Raw genomic sequence first — 15,532 nt, forward strand, 5'->3', positions numbered from 1 at the left:
GCCTGACGAACCATCCCAGAACGAGAAAACCCCGCCGAGGCGGGGTTTTCTCGTTGCAGAACCGCCACCGCCCGAGGGCGATGCGGCGCTCAGCAGAATTACTTCTGCATGGAGCGCTGGAACATGCGGTTCATTTCCTCGCGGTTCTGCTCGGACATCTGCAGAGCCGCCTGGGCGTCACGCTGAGCCTGGTTGGCGGTGTTCTGAGCCTGAGTGGCGATGCTGCGCGCTTCTGCAGCGTCGGCCTGAGCAGCTTCAGCAGTCTGGCGAACTTCGTCCAGAGCGGAATTGCTGGCACAACCTGCCAGGATGGCCATGGAAGCGGCGGCGGCGGTCAGCTTCAGGGTGGTCTTCAGAGTCATGATGTTCTCCTTGAGTCTTCCTTGGTACTGCACACGTTAGTACAGCGGCGTTGATGTTGCCTGTGATCCAGGCTCCCCTGCTCAATGCAGGATTCTTGCAGCGACTGCTGCCAAGCACAGGAGTCAAACGCTGTTTTATAATACCAGACGGCGCTTGTCCATAGCTCGAAACGTCCCTTGCGTATCTAGAGCCTAGCGGATGACGACGCGAGTGCCAATGTCGATTAGCTCGGAAAGCCTTTCGATCTGTTCGTCGGTCACCGCCACGCATCCCTGAGTCCAGTGATAGCTGGCATGAACCTCTGGGTCCCCTCTACCGACGCCATGGATTCCGATGAAGCCTCCCAGTACGGTTTGCTGCGGCGGATACCCGTGGTGGCGATAGTAGGCGAAATAATCTGCGTAATCCTGCTCCGTGTAAAGCCCTGATTCCAACGCCATGCGCGCATGAGAGGGTGTAGGGTAGTCCAGACCGATGAAAACGTGCCAGTCGCTCTCCCAGTTGAACCGATTGACGCGAAATTCACCCTTCGGGGTTTTATTGTCTCCCTGTGTCCGCATGACGCTCGCCCCGGAACGACCCAACGAGATGGGAGCGAAGCGCTCGAGGAGCAAATTACCACGATAGAGGCTCAGCGAAGCTTCACTGTCATCGACGAGCACCCAGATCTCATCGGCATGGCGAGGCAGATGGGCACGCGTCAGCAATGTCTCGATCAGATTGGCCCGGCCTTCATCGGCCATCAGCAGAGTGAAGGGCGCCAGCAGGGCAAGCTGGCCGAAGCGACGACGGGATACGTGTTTCATCGACTCCTCACTCGGGCGGAACGGCAGGTGACAGACGCTTTATAACGTATCGCTTGACGACTGTCAGTTCACTTAACGTAACCAGGCTCGACAGGCGGCGCCAGAGGAAACTGGCCCACTTTATTCAAGCTCGCTAGACGTTAGTGCACCAGTATTAAGGTCGATCCCAGGCCAGACAAAAGCCTGCCGCTCAAGCCGAAAGAATGGCCCCCATGCGAAACACTTCCCGCAGGCTGGTGACGCCCGCCTCGGCCTTGGCCAGACCATCCGCCAGCATCAGGTCGACACCGCGTTCGAGCAGGCCACGGCGCAGCTCCGACTCGTCCGCATGGCGCAGGATGCGGGCATGATCCTCAGGAGCGAGCTGCCAGATCTCGAACACACCGATGCGTCCGCGAAAGCCAAGACCATCACATTGCGGACACCCCTTGGCGCGCCAGGCCAGCGCTGGTGGCGTCCTGCCTATCGCTTCCAGCCATTCTTGGTCATGTCGCTCCGGCGGCGCCTGCTCGCGACAGTGCGGACACAGTCTGCGCACCAGCCTCTGGGCAATAACCAGGCCGAGATTGGCACTGATCTCACTGTCGGCCAGACTAAGTTGTCGCATCGAGGTCACCACACCCACGGCGTCGCGGCTGTGCAGCGTGCCCATCAGCGAGCGGCCGCTACTGGTAACGCTCAGGGCAGCAAGTGCCGACTCGCGGTCGCGCACTTCCCCGATGAGCACGTAGTCAGGATCCAGCCGCAAGAGCGAGCGCGTGCCGCTGGCGAAATCCAGGCCATGGTCGAGGTCGACCTGGATCTGGTTGATGCCGGGGATGCTGTACTCGACCGGATTCTCCAGCGTGATCACGTGGCTATCGGTCAGCTGCAGCTGGCCCAGCAGGGTGTAGAGCGTGGTGGTCTTGCCCGCACCGGTGGGCCCGGCTACCAGCAGCATACTGCCCGTGGCGTCCATCCAGCGCCGGATGCCCAACGCGCCCTCCTCGCCGATCCCCAGCTCCACGACATCATCGAAGGTTTGCGGCGGCGCCAGGAAGCGAATCGCCAACTTCTCCCCCGCCGTGCAGTGCACCGCCGTAACGCGCAGATGAACCTCTTGCTCGCCGTCCTGCTTGCGCGACCAATGGAAGCCCCCCTCGGCGGTGACGAGAGATGGCACGGGGTTGAGCTTGGCCAACACCTTGAACTGATTCACCAGACGCGCGCCCTGAACCACATCGACCCGCAACGCATCGACGACACGCCCATCGATACGCAGGCGGACGCGATAGTGCTCATGGTCGGGATCGAGATGCACGTCGGTAGCCCTGGCACGCAGCGCATCGCCGAGGAGAGCGAACGCTTCGAGCGTCGCCCCTCCCATCGACTGCCCCACTTCCATCTGCGCTGACAGTGCAGGCAACAAGTGCTGCTTGTAGTACGCCTCGGACACGGTCTGCTCCTCCCTGACGGACCCTGGCACAGAAGCGGCGAGACTCGGCCGCTGAAAGCAGTCTAGCTCAAGTGCATCACGTCGCAGCGCCAAAGCACAGTGCCCCCGACAGGCACGCCTGTCGGGGGGCACTCGCCGCAGCCGCGCTGCGGCCCTTTCCGGCTATCGTGCTAGGGGCGGTGCTCCACGGTGAAGATGCTCTGCAGCTTGTGCTTCTTCCCGTAGATATGCACCGTGGTCTCCGGGAACGGATAGTGATCCAGGTATTCGCTGGCAGCGTTGCATCGGGGCTTGTGCGCATAAATCATGGCCGCAGCCAGGCGTTCACGGTTGGCATGGCCACACAGACCCATGGAGTACCAGAGTTCCTCGCCGGGCTGCAGGTAAGTGCGCCATTTTTCATTGTCGGGATGGTGCTGAAGGGCATACCGCACGTTGCGATGCTCACCCACGTAGAGCAGCTGCTGGACCTCCATGACGTTGGTCTCGGGATCCGTCGCTGCACGAAAGACACAGTAGATACCGGAGTCATCCGGCACATCACGCAGCGACGCGTCGTTCCAGTACCCGAGCATCTCGGGAGAGAGAAGGTCGTTCGAGATGGAGCTCAACATGAATCTTTCCGACATGGCGATCTCCTTGATCGTGGGTTATATCTGCAGTTTGGCACATAAACTCAATAGTCTTCGAGCCTCTGCATGTCACGTACGAGGCGTCGCACCTCTCCCTCATGCCCCTTCGCCAAGGCCTCGAAGAATTCCCGCTCATGGACGCTGCCGGCCAGGTCGGCCCGATGGGCATAAAGGTCCTGAAGCGTCCTGTGTGCGGTCAGCGCCGTGGCCAGCACGCTCTGCACGCTCTTGCCTTCGACGCCTTCCGGCAAGCGCTCGAGGACCGGGGGGTGGGGAAAGTCGTTGGGATCGTCGAACCAGGTGCCGAGCACGCCGCCATGGTCGCTGCCATCATTGAGGTAGCCCAGCAGGTCGGCTTGCAGCTTGCGCTCCCGCTCTACCAGGTATTCCAGCGCCATCCGTACCCGTTCATCGTTACCCGTCGCGGCCAGACGGGAATAGTGATCAGCCAGTCGAGCATGGTAGTCCGCCGCCCACTCGACCAGTTCCTTGACTTGATGAAAGCGCATGTGAGCCCCCGATGGCACGCAGCCAGCCCCGATGACCGGCTGCTTGCTTTCATCCTAGCCGTTGCCCGCCATTACCACTTGATCGACATCAACCAAAGGCGATTGGCGGAATGATGCTGCAGGCGTAGTGTCCGGAGGCTACCACTCCTCGCTGGTTTCACGCAGCGCGGCGATCTCGCGCTTGGCCTCGCGCAGGCAGCCGCGCAGCTCGTCACCCAGCGCCGCGCCGCTGCCCACCGCGATCAGCCCAGACGGGGAGGGGCTACGTCGGCGCGCCACGCCGGCAGAGTCATGCAACGCCTCGATGCGCTGCAACAACCAGCCGAGCCAGCTTTCCGAACGAGCCGCCAGCTCCCGTAGCCGGTGCAACTCGGCAATGCCCGCCCCTTCGCTGCCGAGCAGTTCACGCCAGTCGTGCCGCTCGAGCCGGGCATGCTCGGTCACCTCGCGCAGCAGCGACTCCAGCGCCAGCTCGATCAACGCCAGCGCCGCCTCCTCGCTTGCCATGCGTCGCGCCTCGGCGTGCTCGTCATCGCCGAAGGCCACATCCAGGATCAGCTCGGCCTGGTAGAGCAACTGGTTGGTTCGGGCTCTCGGGGTCACTTGCGCTTATCCTCTACATGCCACCTACCCTTATCGTAGATGGCCCGCCAGCCGGTCGCCTTGCCCTCCTCCTCTGTCATCACGAACTGCTCCTTGCTCTTGCGCGAGTAGCGAATCTGGGCCGGGCGGCCTTCCGGGTCCTCGCTGGGCGCCTCGAGCAGATAGCGGTACTTGTCAGGTAGCTCCTGGGCGTGAGCCTTGAGCTCGCTCACCAGCGGAGGGCGAGTCTCCCGGTTGCGCGGGAACTTGCTCGCCGCCAGGAACAGGCCGCTGGCCCCATCGCGCAAGACATAGTGGTCGTCAACCTTCTGGCAGGCCAGCTCCGGCATCGGGATCGGATCCATCTTGGGAGGCGCCACCTCACCGCTGCGCAGCAGCTTGCGGGTGTTCTTGCATGCCTCATTGGTACAGCCGAAATACTTGCCGAAGCGACCCGACTTGAGCTGCATCTCGCTGCCACACTTGTCGCACTCGATGGTGGGGCCTTCGTAACCCTTGATGCGGAACTTGCCGTGCTCGATCTCGTAGCCGTCGCAGTCGGGGCTATTGCCACAGATGTGCAGTTTGCGGCTCTCGTCAATCAGGTAGCTGTCCATCGCCGTGCCGCACTTGGGACAACGGTGCTTGGCGCGCAAGGCCTGTGTCTCGGCTTCCTCGCCAGCATCGGCGGGTACCGCCTCGTCACCGGGCAACAGGTCGATAGTGGTCTTGCAGCGCTCCTTGGGCGGCAGATTGTAGCCGGAGCAGCCCAGGAATACCCCGGTGGACGCCGTGCGGATCTGCATCTTGCGGCCACAGGTGGGACAGTCGATGTCGGTGGGTACCGGCTGGTTGGGGCGCATGCCTTCCTCGCTCTCGGCCGATTCCAGCTCCTCGCGGAATTCGGCGTAGAAAGCGTCAAGCAATTCGCGCCAGTTGCGCTCGCCCTCGGCCACCTCGTCGAGACTGTCCTCCATGCGCGCGGTGAAGGAGTAGTCCATGAGGTCGGGGAATGACTCCTTGAGCCGCTCGGTGACGATGTCGCCGAGCTTTTCGGCATAGAAGCGCCGACTCTCCAGCTTGACGTAGCCGCGGTCCTGAATCGTGGAAATGATCGAGGCGTAGGTCGATGGGCGCCCGATCCCACGCTTCTCCAGTTCCTTGACCAGACTCGCCTCGGTATAGCGTGCCGGCGGCTTGGTGAAGTGCTGCTGGGGGTCGAGCGCCTCGAGCCGCATGGGCGTGCCCTCGGCGAGGTCTGGCAGCGCCTGGTCCTCGTTCTTGCCGGCCGGTTTCAGCACCCGAGTGTAACCGTCGAACTTGAGCACCCGTCCCTTGGCCTTGAGTTCGTAGCCGTCGGCCTCGACGGTCAGGGTGCTGGATAGGTACTCCGCCGGAGTCATCTGACAGGCCACGAACTGGCGCCAGATCAAGTCATAGAGGCGTTCGGCGTCGCGCTCCATACCCGCCAGGTCGCCCGCCTGGAGACCGACATCCGATGGCCGGATGGCCTCGTGCGCCTCCTGCGCCCCCTCCTTGCTCGAATAACGATTGGGAGACTCAGGCAGGTAGCGCTGGCCGTATGCCTGCTCGATGTGCTCACGCGCCATGGCCACCGCATCCTGAGACAGGTTGGTGGAGTCGGTGCGCATGTAGGTGATGTAGCCTGCCTCGTAGAGACGCTGGGCCAGGGTCATGGTCTTCTTCACCGAGAAACCGAGGCGACCGCTCGCGGCCTGCTGCAGGGTCGAGGTGATGAACGGCGCATTGGGCTTCGAGCGGGTGGGCTTGTCCTCGCGGGCGGTAATGGCAAGAGATGCCTTGCGCAATGTCTCGATGCGCTCCAGCGTCTCGGCCTCGGAGGTGGGCCGGAACGCCTTGCCGTCCTGGCGCGCCAGTTCGAAGCGCACCGGTTCGCCCTGGTCGGAGACGAGATCGGCATGCACGTCCCAGAACTCCTCGGGGACGAAGGCGCGAATCTCGCGCTCGCGCTCGACGATCAGGCGTACCGCCACCGACTGCACGCGACCGGCCGAAAGCCCGCGAGCGATCTTGGCCCACAGCAGCGGAGAGAGCATGAAGCCCACCACCCGGTCGAGAAAACGACGCGCCTGCTGTGCCTCGACGCGAGGGATATTGAGCGTGCCGGGCTCTTTGAACGCCTCCTTGATGGCATTCTTGGTGATCTCGTTGAACACTACACGGCGGTAGCGTTCATCGTCGCCACCGATGGTCTCCTTGAGGTGCCAGGCGATGGCCTCCCCCTCGCGGTCGAGATCGGTGGCGAGATAGACGGCGTCCGCCTTCTCGGCAAGCTTCTGCAGCTCGGCCACCACTTTCTCCTTGCCGGGCAGAATCTCGTAGTGCGCCTTCCAGCCGTGTTCGGGATCGATCCCCATGCGCCGGATGAGCTGCTCCTTGGCCTTGTGCTTCTTGTACTCCGCTTTCTCCTCGGGCGACATCTTGCGCGTCGCCGCCGCCTGGCGGGCACGCTCCTTGGGATCGGAAGCCGCCTTGCCCGAGCCGCTGGTCGGCAGGTCACGAATATGACCCACGCTCGACTTCACGACGAATTCGCTGCCGAGGTACTTGTTGATCGTCTTGGCCTTGGCCGGCGACTCGACGATGACCAATGACTTGCCCATAGCGCTCCACATTCTGCACGGCGGGGTTCTGCAGCCCGCCTGAACGGTTCCGTTCCGCCGCTAACTCGGCGGTGACGGTGAAAAATCCGCTTACCCTACCCCAGCAACCCAAATCACGCCAGTCGCTTCCGCATGGCGGCAGTAAAGCAGCAATGGGAAACAAGCATCAAGTCGATCATGCCTCGCCGCGACCTTAGCCGCCAAACGACCAGCGCCCCTGCCACGATGGGCAGGGGCGCTCGATACCAGCACGCGCCGTGTTGCTCAGCGCTTGCGCGTCCTGCGCGGCACTGCCTTTCTGGTAGTCGTTCGACCCGCGGCATCGCCGGAGCGGCCCTGTTCCTCGGGATCGACGGGACGCGCTGTCGAGCGGCTGGCCGCCGTCTTGGCCGACGCCGCTGGGTCATCGGCCTCGAGCAGCTTGCTGACTTCATTCTGCGCAGTGGCTTCGGCCTTGGCGCCTATCGCCACCTCGTCGTGAAGTTCGGCCAACGCCTGACGATGCAGTTCAGGATCGACCCGCTCGAGTGCCTCGCCGAAGAGTTGCTGAATGTGCTCGTAGCGCTTCCTGGCATGTTCGGAGAGTTCACCGCTGGCCGCCAGAACATGGTCGATGTGTTCTAGAGATGCGCGAATCGCTTCGCCCCGCTCCTCGGCGAGCAGTTGAGGAATCGCTGCCAGCGCTGCATCACGGTCGAGTTTGAGGATGAAGAATTGCTCACGCACCAGGTGCTTGAAGTCCGACAGTCTGCTGCCGGGCTCCAGCTCGGCGCGCGAGGCGCGCAGGCGCTTGAAGTTGCGTTCATCCGTGGTAGGAGCTCCACCCAGCACGTGGATGACCGAACGCATCACCGCCTCGTGTATGCCGCCCTCTGCCACCCGCTGGCGCAGCTCGTCCTGACGCCGCTCGAGGAAACGGCGATGCTCAGGCTCGCTGCCGGGCTGACGGCGGTGCACATGGGCGTCCCCCCCCAGGCCGACCATGGCTTGCAACAGGGGCTGGCCGTACAGCGTGAGGAACAGATGCTCGATACTCTGGTCGCGTATCTCGCGCCAGGTGTCGAGGCCATGGGAGATTTGCTGCGACGCCGCCAGCTCGAGAGTGCGCAGCAGGTTGTCTTCACCGACCGGATGGCGGTCATGGCGCACCCAGTCGGCTAACACCGGCAGCGGTACCGATAGCGGGTTGCGGTCGGAGAGCAACTTGTAGCCCAGCCGGATGGGATGCATGCGGCGGATCAGACGTGCCGCCTCGGGCGTGTTTACCGCACGAATCCAGGGTTGCAGAAAGAGCCGGTAGAGTCCCAGATTGATTTCCGAGAGGCGCGCCACGGTAGCGAAGCGCCTGTCATCGTCTTCGCGATGATGCAGCACGTCCCGGTTTAATCCCTCGATGGAACGGGCCTTGAACTCGAGCAGATAGTCACGCTCGAGCAACTCGGCATCATCGCGCTCCTTGGCACTGGTCACCGTGGTCTCGTAAAGGCCCGGCGGTAGCACGTCGATGTAATCGATGTTGGCGGTGAATTCGGCGTGCTCCTTGCGCGACACACTCCCCGACACGAAGATCCCCAGGTGCCCGGTGGTGTCATGGACGCAGTAGACGATGGTCTGCTCGCTGGCGATGATGTCATCGGTATCTTCATAGAGATCCCGCACCCAGCCCAACGCCTGGGGAGGCGGGGTGATGTCGTCACCCTGGGAGCAGAACACGACCACCGGCGAGCGTACGTTACGCAGGTCGATGCGACGGCCGTCCGAGGTCACCAGTTGTGCAGTGGAGAGCCGGTTGCCGACGAACAGGTTATCGACGATGTACTGGATCTCCTCTCCACCCAGGACTACGTGACCGCCCCACCAGCGCTCGAAATTGAGATAGCGCTCGGCCTCGGTATCGACGTTGGCATACAGGCGATACTGCTTGTCCCACCAGGTATTGGCAGGGTTCAGTCGCTCGAAGTTTTGCACCAGCAGGGCACCATCGAACAGCCCGTCACCCAGATCGCTGGCCAGTGTCGTCATCCAGCTGCCGCCGGTCATGCCGCCGGTATAGCGCATCGGCGCCTTGCCCCGCTCGCCGGCCCAGTAGGAGAGCGGTGCCCCGGCGATCAGGATCGGGCCGAAGCAGTCGGGCTCGAGGGAGGCGGCCATCATGATCTGCCAGCCCGCCTGGCAGTTGCCGACGACCATAGGCTTCTCGCAGGACTCCGGGTGGAGTTCGATGACTCGACGCAGGAAGGCGATTTCCGCCTCCACCACGTCCTCCACTGTCTGGCCAGGCTCGGGATAAGGCAGAAAACCGATAAAATAGCAGGGGTGGCCAGCGCGTAGGGCGACACCGATCTCGCTGTCGGGCTTGAACCCACCGATACCAGGCCCATGCCCGGCCCGTGGGTCGACCACCACGAAGGGCCGCGCCTGGAGATCGACCTCGACGTCGGCCGGCGGCAGAATGCGCATCAATTCGTAGTTGACCGGCCGCGGCAGATCGCGCCCGTCCATCACCACCTCGGCATCGAAACCCAGCACATTGGGCTTGGTCTTCTCGATATGCTCGAGATACTGGTTGCCACGCTCGCGCATCACGTCCATGTACAACACGCTGCGCTCGACGGCGTCCCGCCAGTAATCGAAGGCGGCACGACCGAAACCGAACGGATCCAGAAAGCTGAGAAATTCTGTCGGGGGTGTCGGCAAGGGTGCGTTCATGTTCGGCTCCTGATGTCTCCGCTAACGGAACGTGGTCAACGGGAGGAGAAAAGATGCTGCAATGCAGCAAGCATAGTACGCCCTGTGCGATTGCAATGCAGCCGTTTTGTCGATTTTTTGTGACTGGGTCGTGGGCCTATTCAGCCACTCTCGCCGATCTGTCCCCTCAGGATGGCTGACGCCACCTGCCACTCGGCTAGCGCCCGGCGCTCGCGACGGCTGGCTTCGGCACCATCCCGTCCCCAGACCAACAAACGCACATTGGCCTCGTCGCCAACGGGGGAGGCTCGGTCGAGCCTGACCCCCGGCCCACCGCCCAATAGACCTGCTGTCGACGGAAGCAAGTGCCAACGTGCCTGACCTGGCCGCCCCGGACCATGCCCCATGTGTCCGACCCGCGGCCGCCGGAGCCGCTCCCCTGCCACCAGGCGGATCTGCTCTACCGCCAGGTCGAGCCCGGTCAGGACTTCAGCCAGCCCCTCGTAGCCCGTCAGGCCAGGGCGCATGCCAACGAATCCCAGCCGGTTCTCGGCCAGAGAAAAGCTCAGCGTCGCCAGGCCGACCAGGCCCAACGAGCGAGCGCCCTGCACGGCAAGCTGCCCCAGATAGGCACGCTGCTCAGGCGTGAGGCGCTCGCTGGGGGCCATGGCAAACCCCTCGGCAAGCAGCTCATGCTCGACCAGGGCCAATGCCTGTCCCCGGCAATCGGCCAGCACCGGCAGGTGGACCCGCGGCGCCTGGGCCGAGAGTTCCCCCAACGGCACCCCCGCTTCGCGCATTAGCTGGCGCACGGCATCCGCGTCGCACATGGCAGCGATGTGGCTCTCCCGCGGGCCTATGAAAGCCAGTCCGGCACGCGCACAGGCACGAGCAAGGCAGAGCTGCACGCCGGCTCCCGTCTCCCCGGGGTGCAGCACATCGCAGCCCAGCCGCTGGGCACGCTGCACCAAGGCATCGTCGACCGCACCATCGCTGCCATGCCAGGCCAGTTCGAGCTCCGTGCAGGCCTGACCGGCACGCAATGCAGCCAGGCCGCTTCCCGCCAGCATTACGCCACGCCAGCCCCCACGGCGCAGCACGCCTGGGAGAGGGCTGGATGACGCTTGATATGGACTCATGGTGCCGATGGCATGACCCCGACCGTCCCCGGTGATAGCATGAAAAGGCTTCTTCAACGGGCCTCCCACCCCTTCCAGCGGATTGATAGATGACGACGCCTAGCCTGCTGAACCGCCTGACCTTTCGCCAGCTACAGGTGTTCCAGGCGGTGCATAGGCAACAGTCCTATTCCCGGGCCGCCGAGCAATTGGGCCTGACCCAGCCGGCGGTCAGCGCGCAGATCCGGCAACTCGAACAAGCCCTGGGCCAGCCGCTGTTCAAGTATGCCGGCAAGACGCTTCACGTGCTGCCGGCAGCCGATGCGCTGGCAGCCACGACACAGGCTATCTTCGGCCAGGTCTCGCGACTGCAGATGACGCTCTCCGACATGGACGGCACGATCTCCGGCGAGCTGAACCTGGCGGCCGTATCGACGGCGCAGTACGTGGTTCCTCACCTGATCGCCCGTTTTCGTGCCCACTATCCCAATGTCCAGGTGCGGCTGCAGGTCTGCAACCGCAGCCAGGCGCTGGAAAGGCTGGCGACACGCCGTGATGACCTGGTGATCATGGCAATGGTGCCGGAGGATGACGACAACCTGGCCTTCATGCCGTTCCTCGAGAATGAGCTGATTCCCATTGTCTGGCCTGGCCATCCGCTGCTCGACGCCCGCTCCCCCACGCTGGAGGATCTCGCCCGTCACTATCTGCTGATACGCGAATCGGGGTCGGGCGTACGCACCGCCTTCGAGCAGCTTGCCGCCGAACAGGACGTCGCGCTTCAGCATACCATGGAGCTGGGTACCAACGAGGCGATCAAGCAGGGCGTGATGGCACACCTGGGCGTCACGGTACTTCCCCGGCTGGCCGTTCGCCTGGAACTTCGTGCAGGCTTGCTGGCCGAATTGCCGCTGCCAGGCTTTCCCCTGCGACGCTCCTGGTGCACGGTCTATCCTCGGGACCGTTTCCCCACCCCCGTGACCGAACTGTTCCTGCGCTTCGTACGCGAGCGGCTCGGCGAGATAGAGGCGCATTTCAAGGCCCCACCGCAGCCGATGCCCGATCATGGTGTCATCTGCCTGCCGATACCTCCCGGATAGCGTCGCCCGGCTTGTGGCACCGGCCAGGATCGCCGTGCCAGGCCGATGCGGATATGTTAGATTACGGGCCAGCGACCCATCGTATCAATTGCATGCCATGCGGGCTGGCGCCGCCATGAATTCGACGTAGCGCAGCATCCCGACATGGTTGTGGCAGCCGCCGAGTGGAGGGCTCACACCCTATGAGCGACAGCACCTCGAAACGCGTGCCGAGCGGCGCGAAGTTCCGCACCGAGCATGGTTTCGCCGCCATCAAGGACGGCATCAAGCAACGCCAGCAGGCCGAGGAGCGCCCCGAACCGGGACGCAAGCCACAATGGCTGCGCGCCCAGATACCCGGCGGCGGCCGTTTCGAGGCAGTGAAGCGCAACGTCAACGAGCATCGCCTGAGTACGGTATGTGCCGAGTCGCACTGTCCCAACATGGGGGAATGCTGGAGCAACGGCACGGCCACCATCATGCTGATGGGGTCGGTGTGCACGCGCGCCTGTCGCTTCTGTGCCGTCGACACCGGCAATCCACGCGGCTGGCTCGACGCCGAGGAGCCGACCAACACCGCCAAGTCGGTGGAGTTGATGGGACTACGCTACGTCGTACTCACTTCGGTCGACCGTGACGACCTGGACGACGGCGGCGCCGCCCACTACGCGGCGTGCATTCGGGCCATCAAGACCCATACCCCGGCAGTCGTGGTCGAGGCGCTCACGCCCGACTTCGATGGCGACCCGGAGGCCATCGAACGCGTGGTCGACTCCGGCCTGGAGGTGTTTGCCCAGAACGTCGAAACGGTGGAACGGCTCACCCACTACGTGCGTGATCCCCGCGCCGGCTACCGCAAGACCCTCGACGTGCTGGCGCATGCCAAGCGCCATCGCCCCGACGTGCTGACCAAGACCAGCCTGATGCTGGGGCTCGGGGAGACCGATGAGGAGATCCTCGCGACCTTCGACGACCTGCGCGCCATCGACGTCGACATCGTCACCCTCGGCCAGTACCTGCGTCCTACCCGCAACCACCTGCCGGTGGAACGCTGGGTGACGCCGGACGAATTCGAACGCTATCGCCGCCTGGGCCTGGAAAAGGGCTTCATGGAAGTGGCATCAGGCCCCCTGGTACGCTCCAGCTACCGCGCCGACCGGGTATTCGAAAAGAACAACCTGGGACTGGCCGCGCCGGCCGAGGTGCCAGGCCAGGCGGCCGATCCCAATCGCATCCAGGCCGTCAACGTCGGTTGACACCCCCATCACCGTCGGCGGGACGACGGTACCAAGCAAAAGGCGACCTTGCGGTCGCCTTTCTGTACTGCCTGGCCATGTTTCGCGACGCCAACGTTGCGCTCATCTAACGTCCGCTGCGTCCGTCAGCGGTACAGGCCAGGCCGCCCCGGTCGAAGTGAGCTCACGCCCCAACTGCAGCGCCAGACACTCGGCCAGCCGCGAACCGGCCTGCTCGACAGAGAACGGCCGAGCGACCAGGTCGGACAGGCGAGTCATGGCCATGCCGGCATAGCCACAAGGGTTGATACGCTGAAAAGGCGCCAGGTCGGCATCGACGTTCAGCGCCACACCGTGATAACTCGCGCCGCGCCGTATGCGCAAGCCCAGCGAAGCGATCTTGGCATCGCCAACGTAAACACCCGGGGCATCCGGGCGCGCATGTGCCTCGATGCCCTGCTCGGCCAGTAGCGCAATGACCGCACCCTCGATCGCCGAGACGAGATCGCGAACCCCCAGCCGGGTCCGGCGCACGTCGAGCAAGGGATAAAGCACGACCTGCCCTGGCCCGTGATAAGTCACCTGCCCGCCCCGGTCGGTCTGCACCACCGGTATGTCGCCCGGCATCAGCAGATGTTCTGGCTTGCCCGCCTGCCCCTGGGTGAAGACCGGCTCATGCTCCACCAGCCAGAACTGGTCCGGGGTCGTCTCGCTGCGGCCATCGGTCAATTCACGCATGGCCCGCCATACCGGCAGGTAGGGGCGCCGACCCAGGCGCAGCAGCGCGATCGGCGCCCCTCCCCTCTGACCGTTCAACTACACCACCATGTGGACGCGCCCGGTGGCCTTGAGCTCCTCGAACAACGCCTTGAGCTGGGCCTCTCCGGTGGCACGCAGGGTCAACCGCACCGATTGGAAGCGGGCATTGCGGCTCTCGACTACTTCAATGCTGGAGGCATCGAAGCTGGCATCATGGCGCAGCACCACTTGGCAGACGCTGGCCGTGAAGTCCTCGGCAGCATCGCCCACCACCTTGATCGGGTAGTCACAGGGAAAGGTGATCTTTGGCGCCGACACGGTGGCAGCCGCTGGCTGACGCAGATCGCGCAGTTTGTCGTCTGACATGGTTCTCAACACGTTCGAGTGGAATTCCGACTATTCTACTCAACTACCTGGCGCCGACCAAGCGGGCACCGGCCAGAGGCTGACTAGAACCAGACGCTCAGCAGACTGCTGAAGAATCGCCGCACCTGGTCGAACAACCGCTTGAACAAACCACCTTCTTCGATCGACTCAAGAGCTACCAGAGGCTGCTCGCCCACGATTTCATCACCGAGACGCACCTCCAGCGTGCCCACCCGGTCACCCAGGCTGACCGGCGCGGTGAGGTCCGGACGAAGGTCCAGGCGTGCGCTGAGCTCCTGGTTGCGCGCGCGCGGCAATGTCATGGCAACGTCGCTGTCGACCCCGACACGCAGCTCGTCCTTCTCTCCTCCCCAGATACGCGGCGTATTCAGTACCGCTCCCTGCTCGTAGAGCTCGAGGGTTTCGTAGTAACGGAACCCGTAGCTGAGCAGCTTCTGGGTTTCCTGTGCCCGCGCCTCCTCCGAATTGGTGCCCATGACGACAGAAATCAGCCGCATGCCGTCGCGCTCGGCAGACGCCACCAGACAGTAACCCGCTTCATCGGTATGACCGGTCTTCAAGCCGTCCACGGTCGGATCGCGCCATAGCAGGCGGTTGCGGTTGGGCTGGCGAATGTCGTTGTAGGTAAAGTACTTCTCGGCATAGATGGCGTAGTGCTCGGGATAGTCGTCGATGATGTACTGAGAAAGCTGCGCCAGATCCCGTGCCGTTGAGTAGTGCTCAGGGTGGGGAAGTCCCGTGGCATTGACGAACTGGGTATTGCTCAAACCGAGACGGGACGCATGCTGGTTCATCATGTCGGCAAAAGGCGCTTCGCCTCCGGCCAGATGCTCCGCCACGGCGACACTGGCATCGTTGCCGGACTGAATGATGATCCCGTACAGCAGATCGCGAATCGAGACTTCCGTGTTGACCTCGATGAACATCTTGGAGCCACCGGTTCGCCAAGCGTTCTCGCTGACACGCACGGTATCGTCCAGACTGATGTTGCCGCGATTCAGTTCACGCTCGACCAGGTAGGCCGTCATCAGCTTGGTCAAGCTCGCCGGGGGAAGGCGCTCATCAGCGTTGTGCTCCGCCAGCACCCTGCCGCTATCCGCATCCATCAGGATCCACGACTTCGCCGCTATCTGGGGCGAAGCCGGTATCAGGGTCTGAGGCTGAGGCACCGCTTGCGCCAGGGCCTGGGAAACGACCAACAGCAGGCCGAGCAGCGTCAGCGGGAAAAGCCGCGAACGGAAACGGGAAAACAGCACTCGTATGGGCATGGTTCTCATCACTACGTCGAGAAAGG

The 15,532-nt window shown here is 63.5% G+C and carries 14 protein-coding genes; 2 read left to right on the plus strand and 12 right to left on the minus strand.

Going from position 1 to position 15,532, the window contains the following annotated elements:
• Positions 1 to 98: 98 nt before the first annotated feature.
• The 9 genes from KPL81_RS10085 to KPL81_RS10125 all read right to left on the minus strand — a co-directional run bounded on the left by KPL81_RS10085 (position 99) and on the right by KPL81_RS10125 (position 10,856).
• On the minus strand, positions 99 to 362 hold the full coding sequence (locus tag KPL81_RS10085) for an Lpp/OprI family alanine-zipper lipoprotein (protein WP_219791808.1): 264 nt from the start codon (positions 360 to 362) through the stop codon (positions 99 to 101).
• Between the two features lie 192 nt (positions 363 to 554).
• On the minus strand, positions 555 to 1,169 hold the full coding sequence (locus tag KPL81_RS10090) for a L,D-transpeptidase family protein (RefSeq protein WP_219791810.1): 615 nt from the start codon (positions 1,167 to 1,169) through the stop codon (positions 555 to 557).
• A gap of 190 nt (positions 1,170 to 1,359) precedes the next feature.
• A complete protein-coding gene (locus KPL81_RS10095) occupies positions 1,360 to 2,604 on the minus strand; it encodes a GspE/PulE family protein (RefSeq protein WP_219791812.1) in 1,245 nt (414 codons plus the stop codon).
• 170 nt (positions 2,605 to 2,774) lie between these two features.
• Positions 2,775 to 3,233: a GIY-YIG nuclease family protein gene (locus KPL81_RS10100; RefSeq protein ID WP_219791814.1), complete on the minus strand. Its 459-nt coding sequence runs from the start codon at positions 3,231 to 3,233 to the stop codon at positions 2,775 to 2,777.
• 47 nt (positions 3,234 to 3,280) lie between these two features.
• Positions 3,281 to 3,745 carry a 2-hydroxyacyl-CoA dehydratase gene (locus KPL81_RS10105; RefSeq protein ID WP_219791816.1) on the minus strand — a complete coding sequence of 155 codons (465 nt, stop codon included), beginning with the start codon at positions 3,743 to 3,745 and terminating at the stop codon, positions 3,281 to 3,283.
• Between the two features lie 138 nt (positions 3,746 to 3,883).
• Entirely contained in the window at positions 3,884 to 4,348 is a 465-nt protein-coding gene (locus KPL81_RS10110; RefSeq protein WP_219791818.1) for a DUF6586 family protein, read from the minus strand.
• Positions 4,345 to 6,972, minus strand: a complete 2,628-nt coding sequence (topA, locus tag KPL81_RS10115) for a type I DNA topoisomerase (RefSeq protein WP_219791820.1) — start codon at positions 6,970 to 6,972, stop codon at positions 4,345 to 4,347. Before topA ends, KPL81_RS10110 begins: the two co-directional genes overlap by 4 nt.
• 264 nt (positions 6,973 to 7,236) lie before the next feature.
• On the minus strand, positions 7,237 to 9,681 hold the full coding sequence (locus KPL81_RS10120; protein WP_240549163.1) for a DUF3141 domain-containing protein: 2,445 nt from the start codon (positions 9,679 to 9,681) through the stop codon (positions 7,237 to 7,239).
• A gap of 140 nt (positions 9,682 to 9,821) precedes the next feature.
• The gene (locus KPL81_RS10125; protein ID WP_219791821.1) at positions 9,822 to 10,856 is read right to left on the minus strand and encodes an ATP-binding protein; all 1,035 of its coding nucleotides are present in this window, start codon (positions 10,854 to 10,856) and stop codon (positions 9,822 to 9,824) included.
• A gap of 32 nt (positions 10,857 to 10,888) precedes the next feature.
• On the opposite strand from KPL81_RS10125, the gene KPL81_RS10130 reads away from it, so the two are divergent.
• The gene (locus tag KPL81_RS10130; RefSeq protein ID WP_219791823.1) at positions 10,889 to 11,878 is read left to right on the plus strand and encodes a LysR family transcriptional regulator; all 990 of its coding nucleotides are present in this window, start codon (positions 10,889 to 10,891) and stop codon (positions 11,876 to 11,878) included.
• 182 nt (positions 11,879 to 12,060) lie between these two features.
• A complete protein-coding gene (lipA, locus tag KPL81_RS10135) occupies positions 12,061 to 13,113 on the plus strand; it encodes a lipoyl synthase (RefSeq protein WP_209472871.1) in 1,053 nt (350 codons plus the stop codon).
• A 102-nt stretch (positions 13,114 to 13,215) separates the two neighbouring features.
• Here the strand turns inward: lipA and lipB are convergent, their stop codons facing one another.
• The 3 genes from lipB to KPL81_RS10150 all read right to left on the minus strand — a co-directional run bounded on the left by lipB (position 13,216) and on the right by KPL81_RS10150 (position 15,506).
• Complete coding sequence (lipB, locus tag KPL81_RS10140) at positions 13,216 to 13,908, minus strand: lipoyl(octanoyl) transferase LipB (RefSeq protein ID WP_219791825.1); 693 nt, start codon at positions 13,906 to 13,908, stop codon at positions 13,216 to 13,218.
• Positions 13,909 to 14,217: an HP0495 family protein gene (locus KPL81_RS10145; protein ID WP_219791827.1), complete on the minus strand. Its 309-nt coding sequence runs from the start codon at positions 14,215 to 14,217 to the stop codon at positions 13,909 to 13,911.
• 83 nt (positions 14,218 to 14,300) lie between these two features.
• On the minus strand, positions 14,301 to 15,506 hold the full coding sequence (locus tag KPL81_RS10150) for a D-alanyl-D-alanine carboxypeptidase family protein (RefSeq protein ID WP_219791829.1): 1,206 nt from the start codon (positions 15,504 to 15,506) through the stop codon (positions 14,301 to 14,303).
• Positions 15,507 to 15,532 lie beyond the last annotated feature (26 nt).

Origin of the sequence: Billgrantia antri (assembly GCF_019430905.1) — a bacterium.
In the GTDB taxonomy this organism is placed as follows: domain Bacteria; phylum Pseudomonadota; class Gammaproteobacteria; order Pseudomonadales; family Halomonadaceae; genus Halomonas; species Halomonas antri.

Coding starts and splice junctions, on each gene's coding strand:
- KPL81_RS10120 (WP_240549163.1), bottom strand. CDS start 9,681: ATGAACGCACCCTTGCCGACACCCCCGACAGAATTTCTCAGCTTTCTG.
- KPL81_RS10145 (WP_219791827.1), bottom strand. CDS start 14,217: ATGTCAGACGACAAACTGCGCGATCTGCGTCAGCCAGCGGCTGCCACC.
- KPL81_RS10150 (WP_219791829.1), bottom strand. CDS start 15,506: ATGCCCATACGAGTGCTGTTTTCCCGTTTCCGTTCGCGGCTTTTCCCG.
- KPL81_RS10085 (WP_219791808.1), bottom strand. CDS start 362: ATGACTCTGAAGACCACCCTGAAGCTGACCGCCGCCGCCGCTTCCATG.
- KPL81_RS10090 (WP_219791810.1), bottom strand. CDS start 1,169: ATGAAACACGTATCCCGTCGTCGCTTCGGCCAGCTTGCCCTGCTGGCG.
- topA (WP_219791820.1), bottom strand. CDS start 6,972: ATGGGCAAGTCATTGGTCATCGTCGAGTCGCCGGCCAAGGCCAAGACG.
- KPL81_RS10130 (WP_219791823.1), top strand. CDS start 10,889: ATGACGACGCCTAGCCTGCTGAACCGCCTGACCTTTCGCCAGCTACAG.
- KPL81_RS10100 (WP_219791814.1), bottom strand. CDS start 3,233: ATGTCGGAAAGATTCATGTTGAGCTCCATCTCGAACGACCTTCTCTCT.
- lipA (WP_209472871.1), top strand. CDS start 12,061: ATGAGCGACAGCACCTCGAAACGCGTGCCGAGCGGCGCGAAGTTCCGC.
- KPL81_RS10105 (WP_219791816.1), bottom strand. CDS start 3,745: ATGCGCTTTCATCAAGTCAAGGAACTGGTCGAGTGGGCGGCGGACTAC.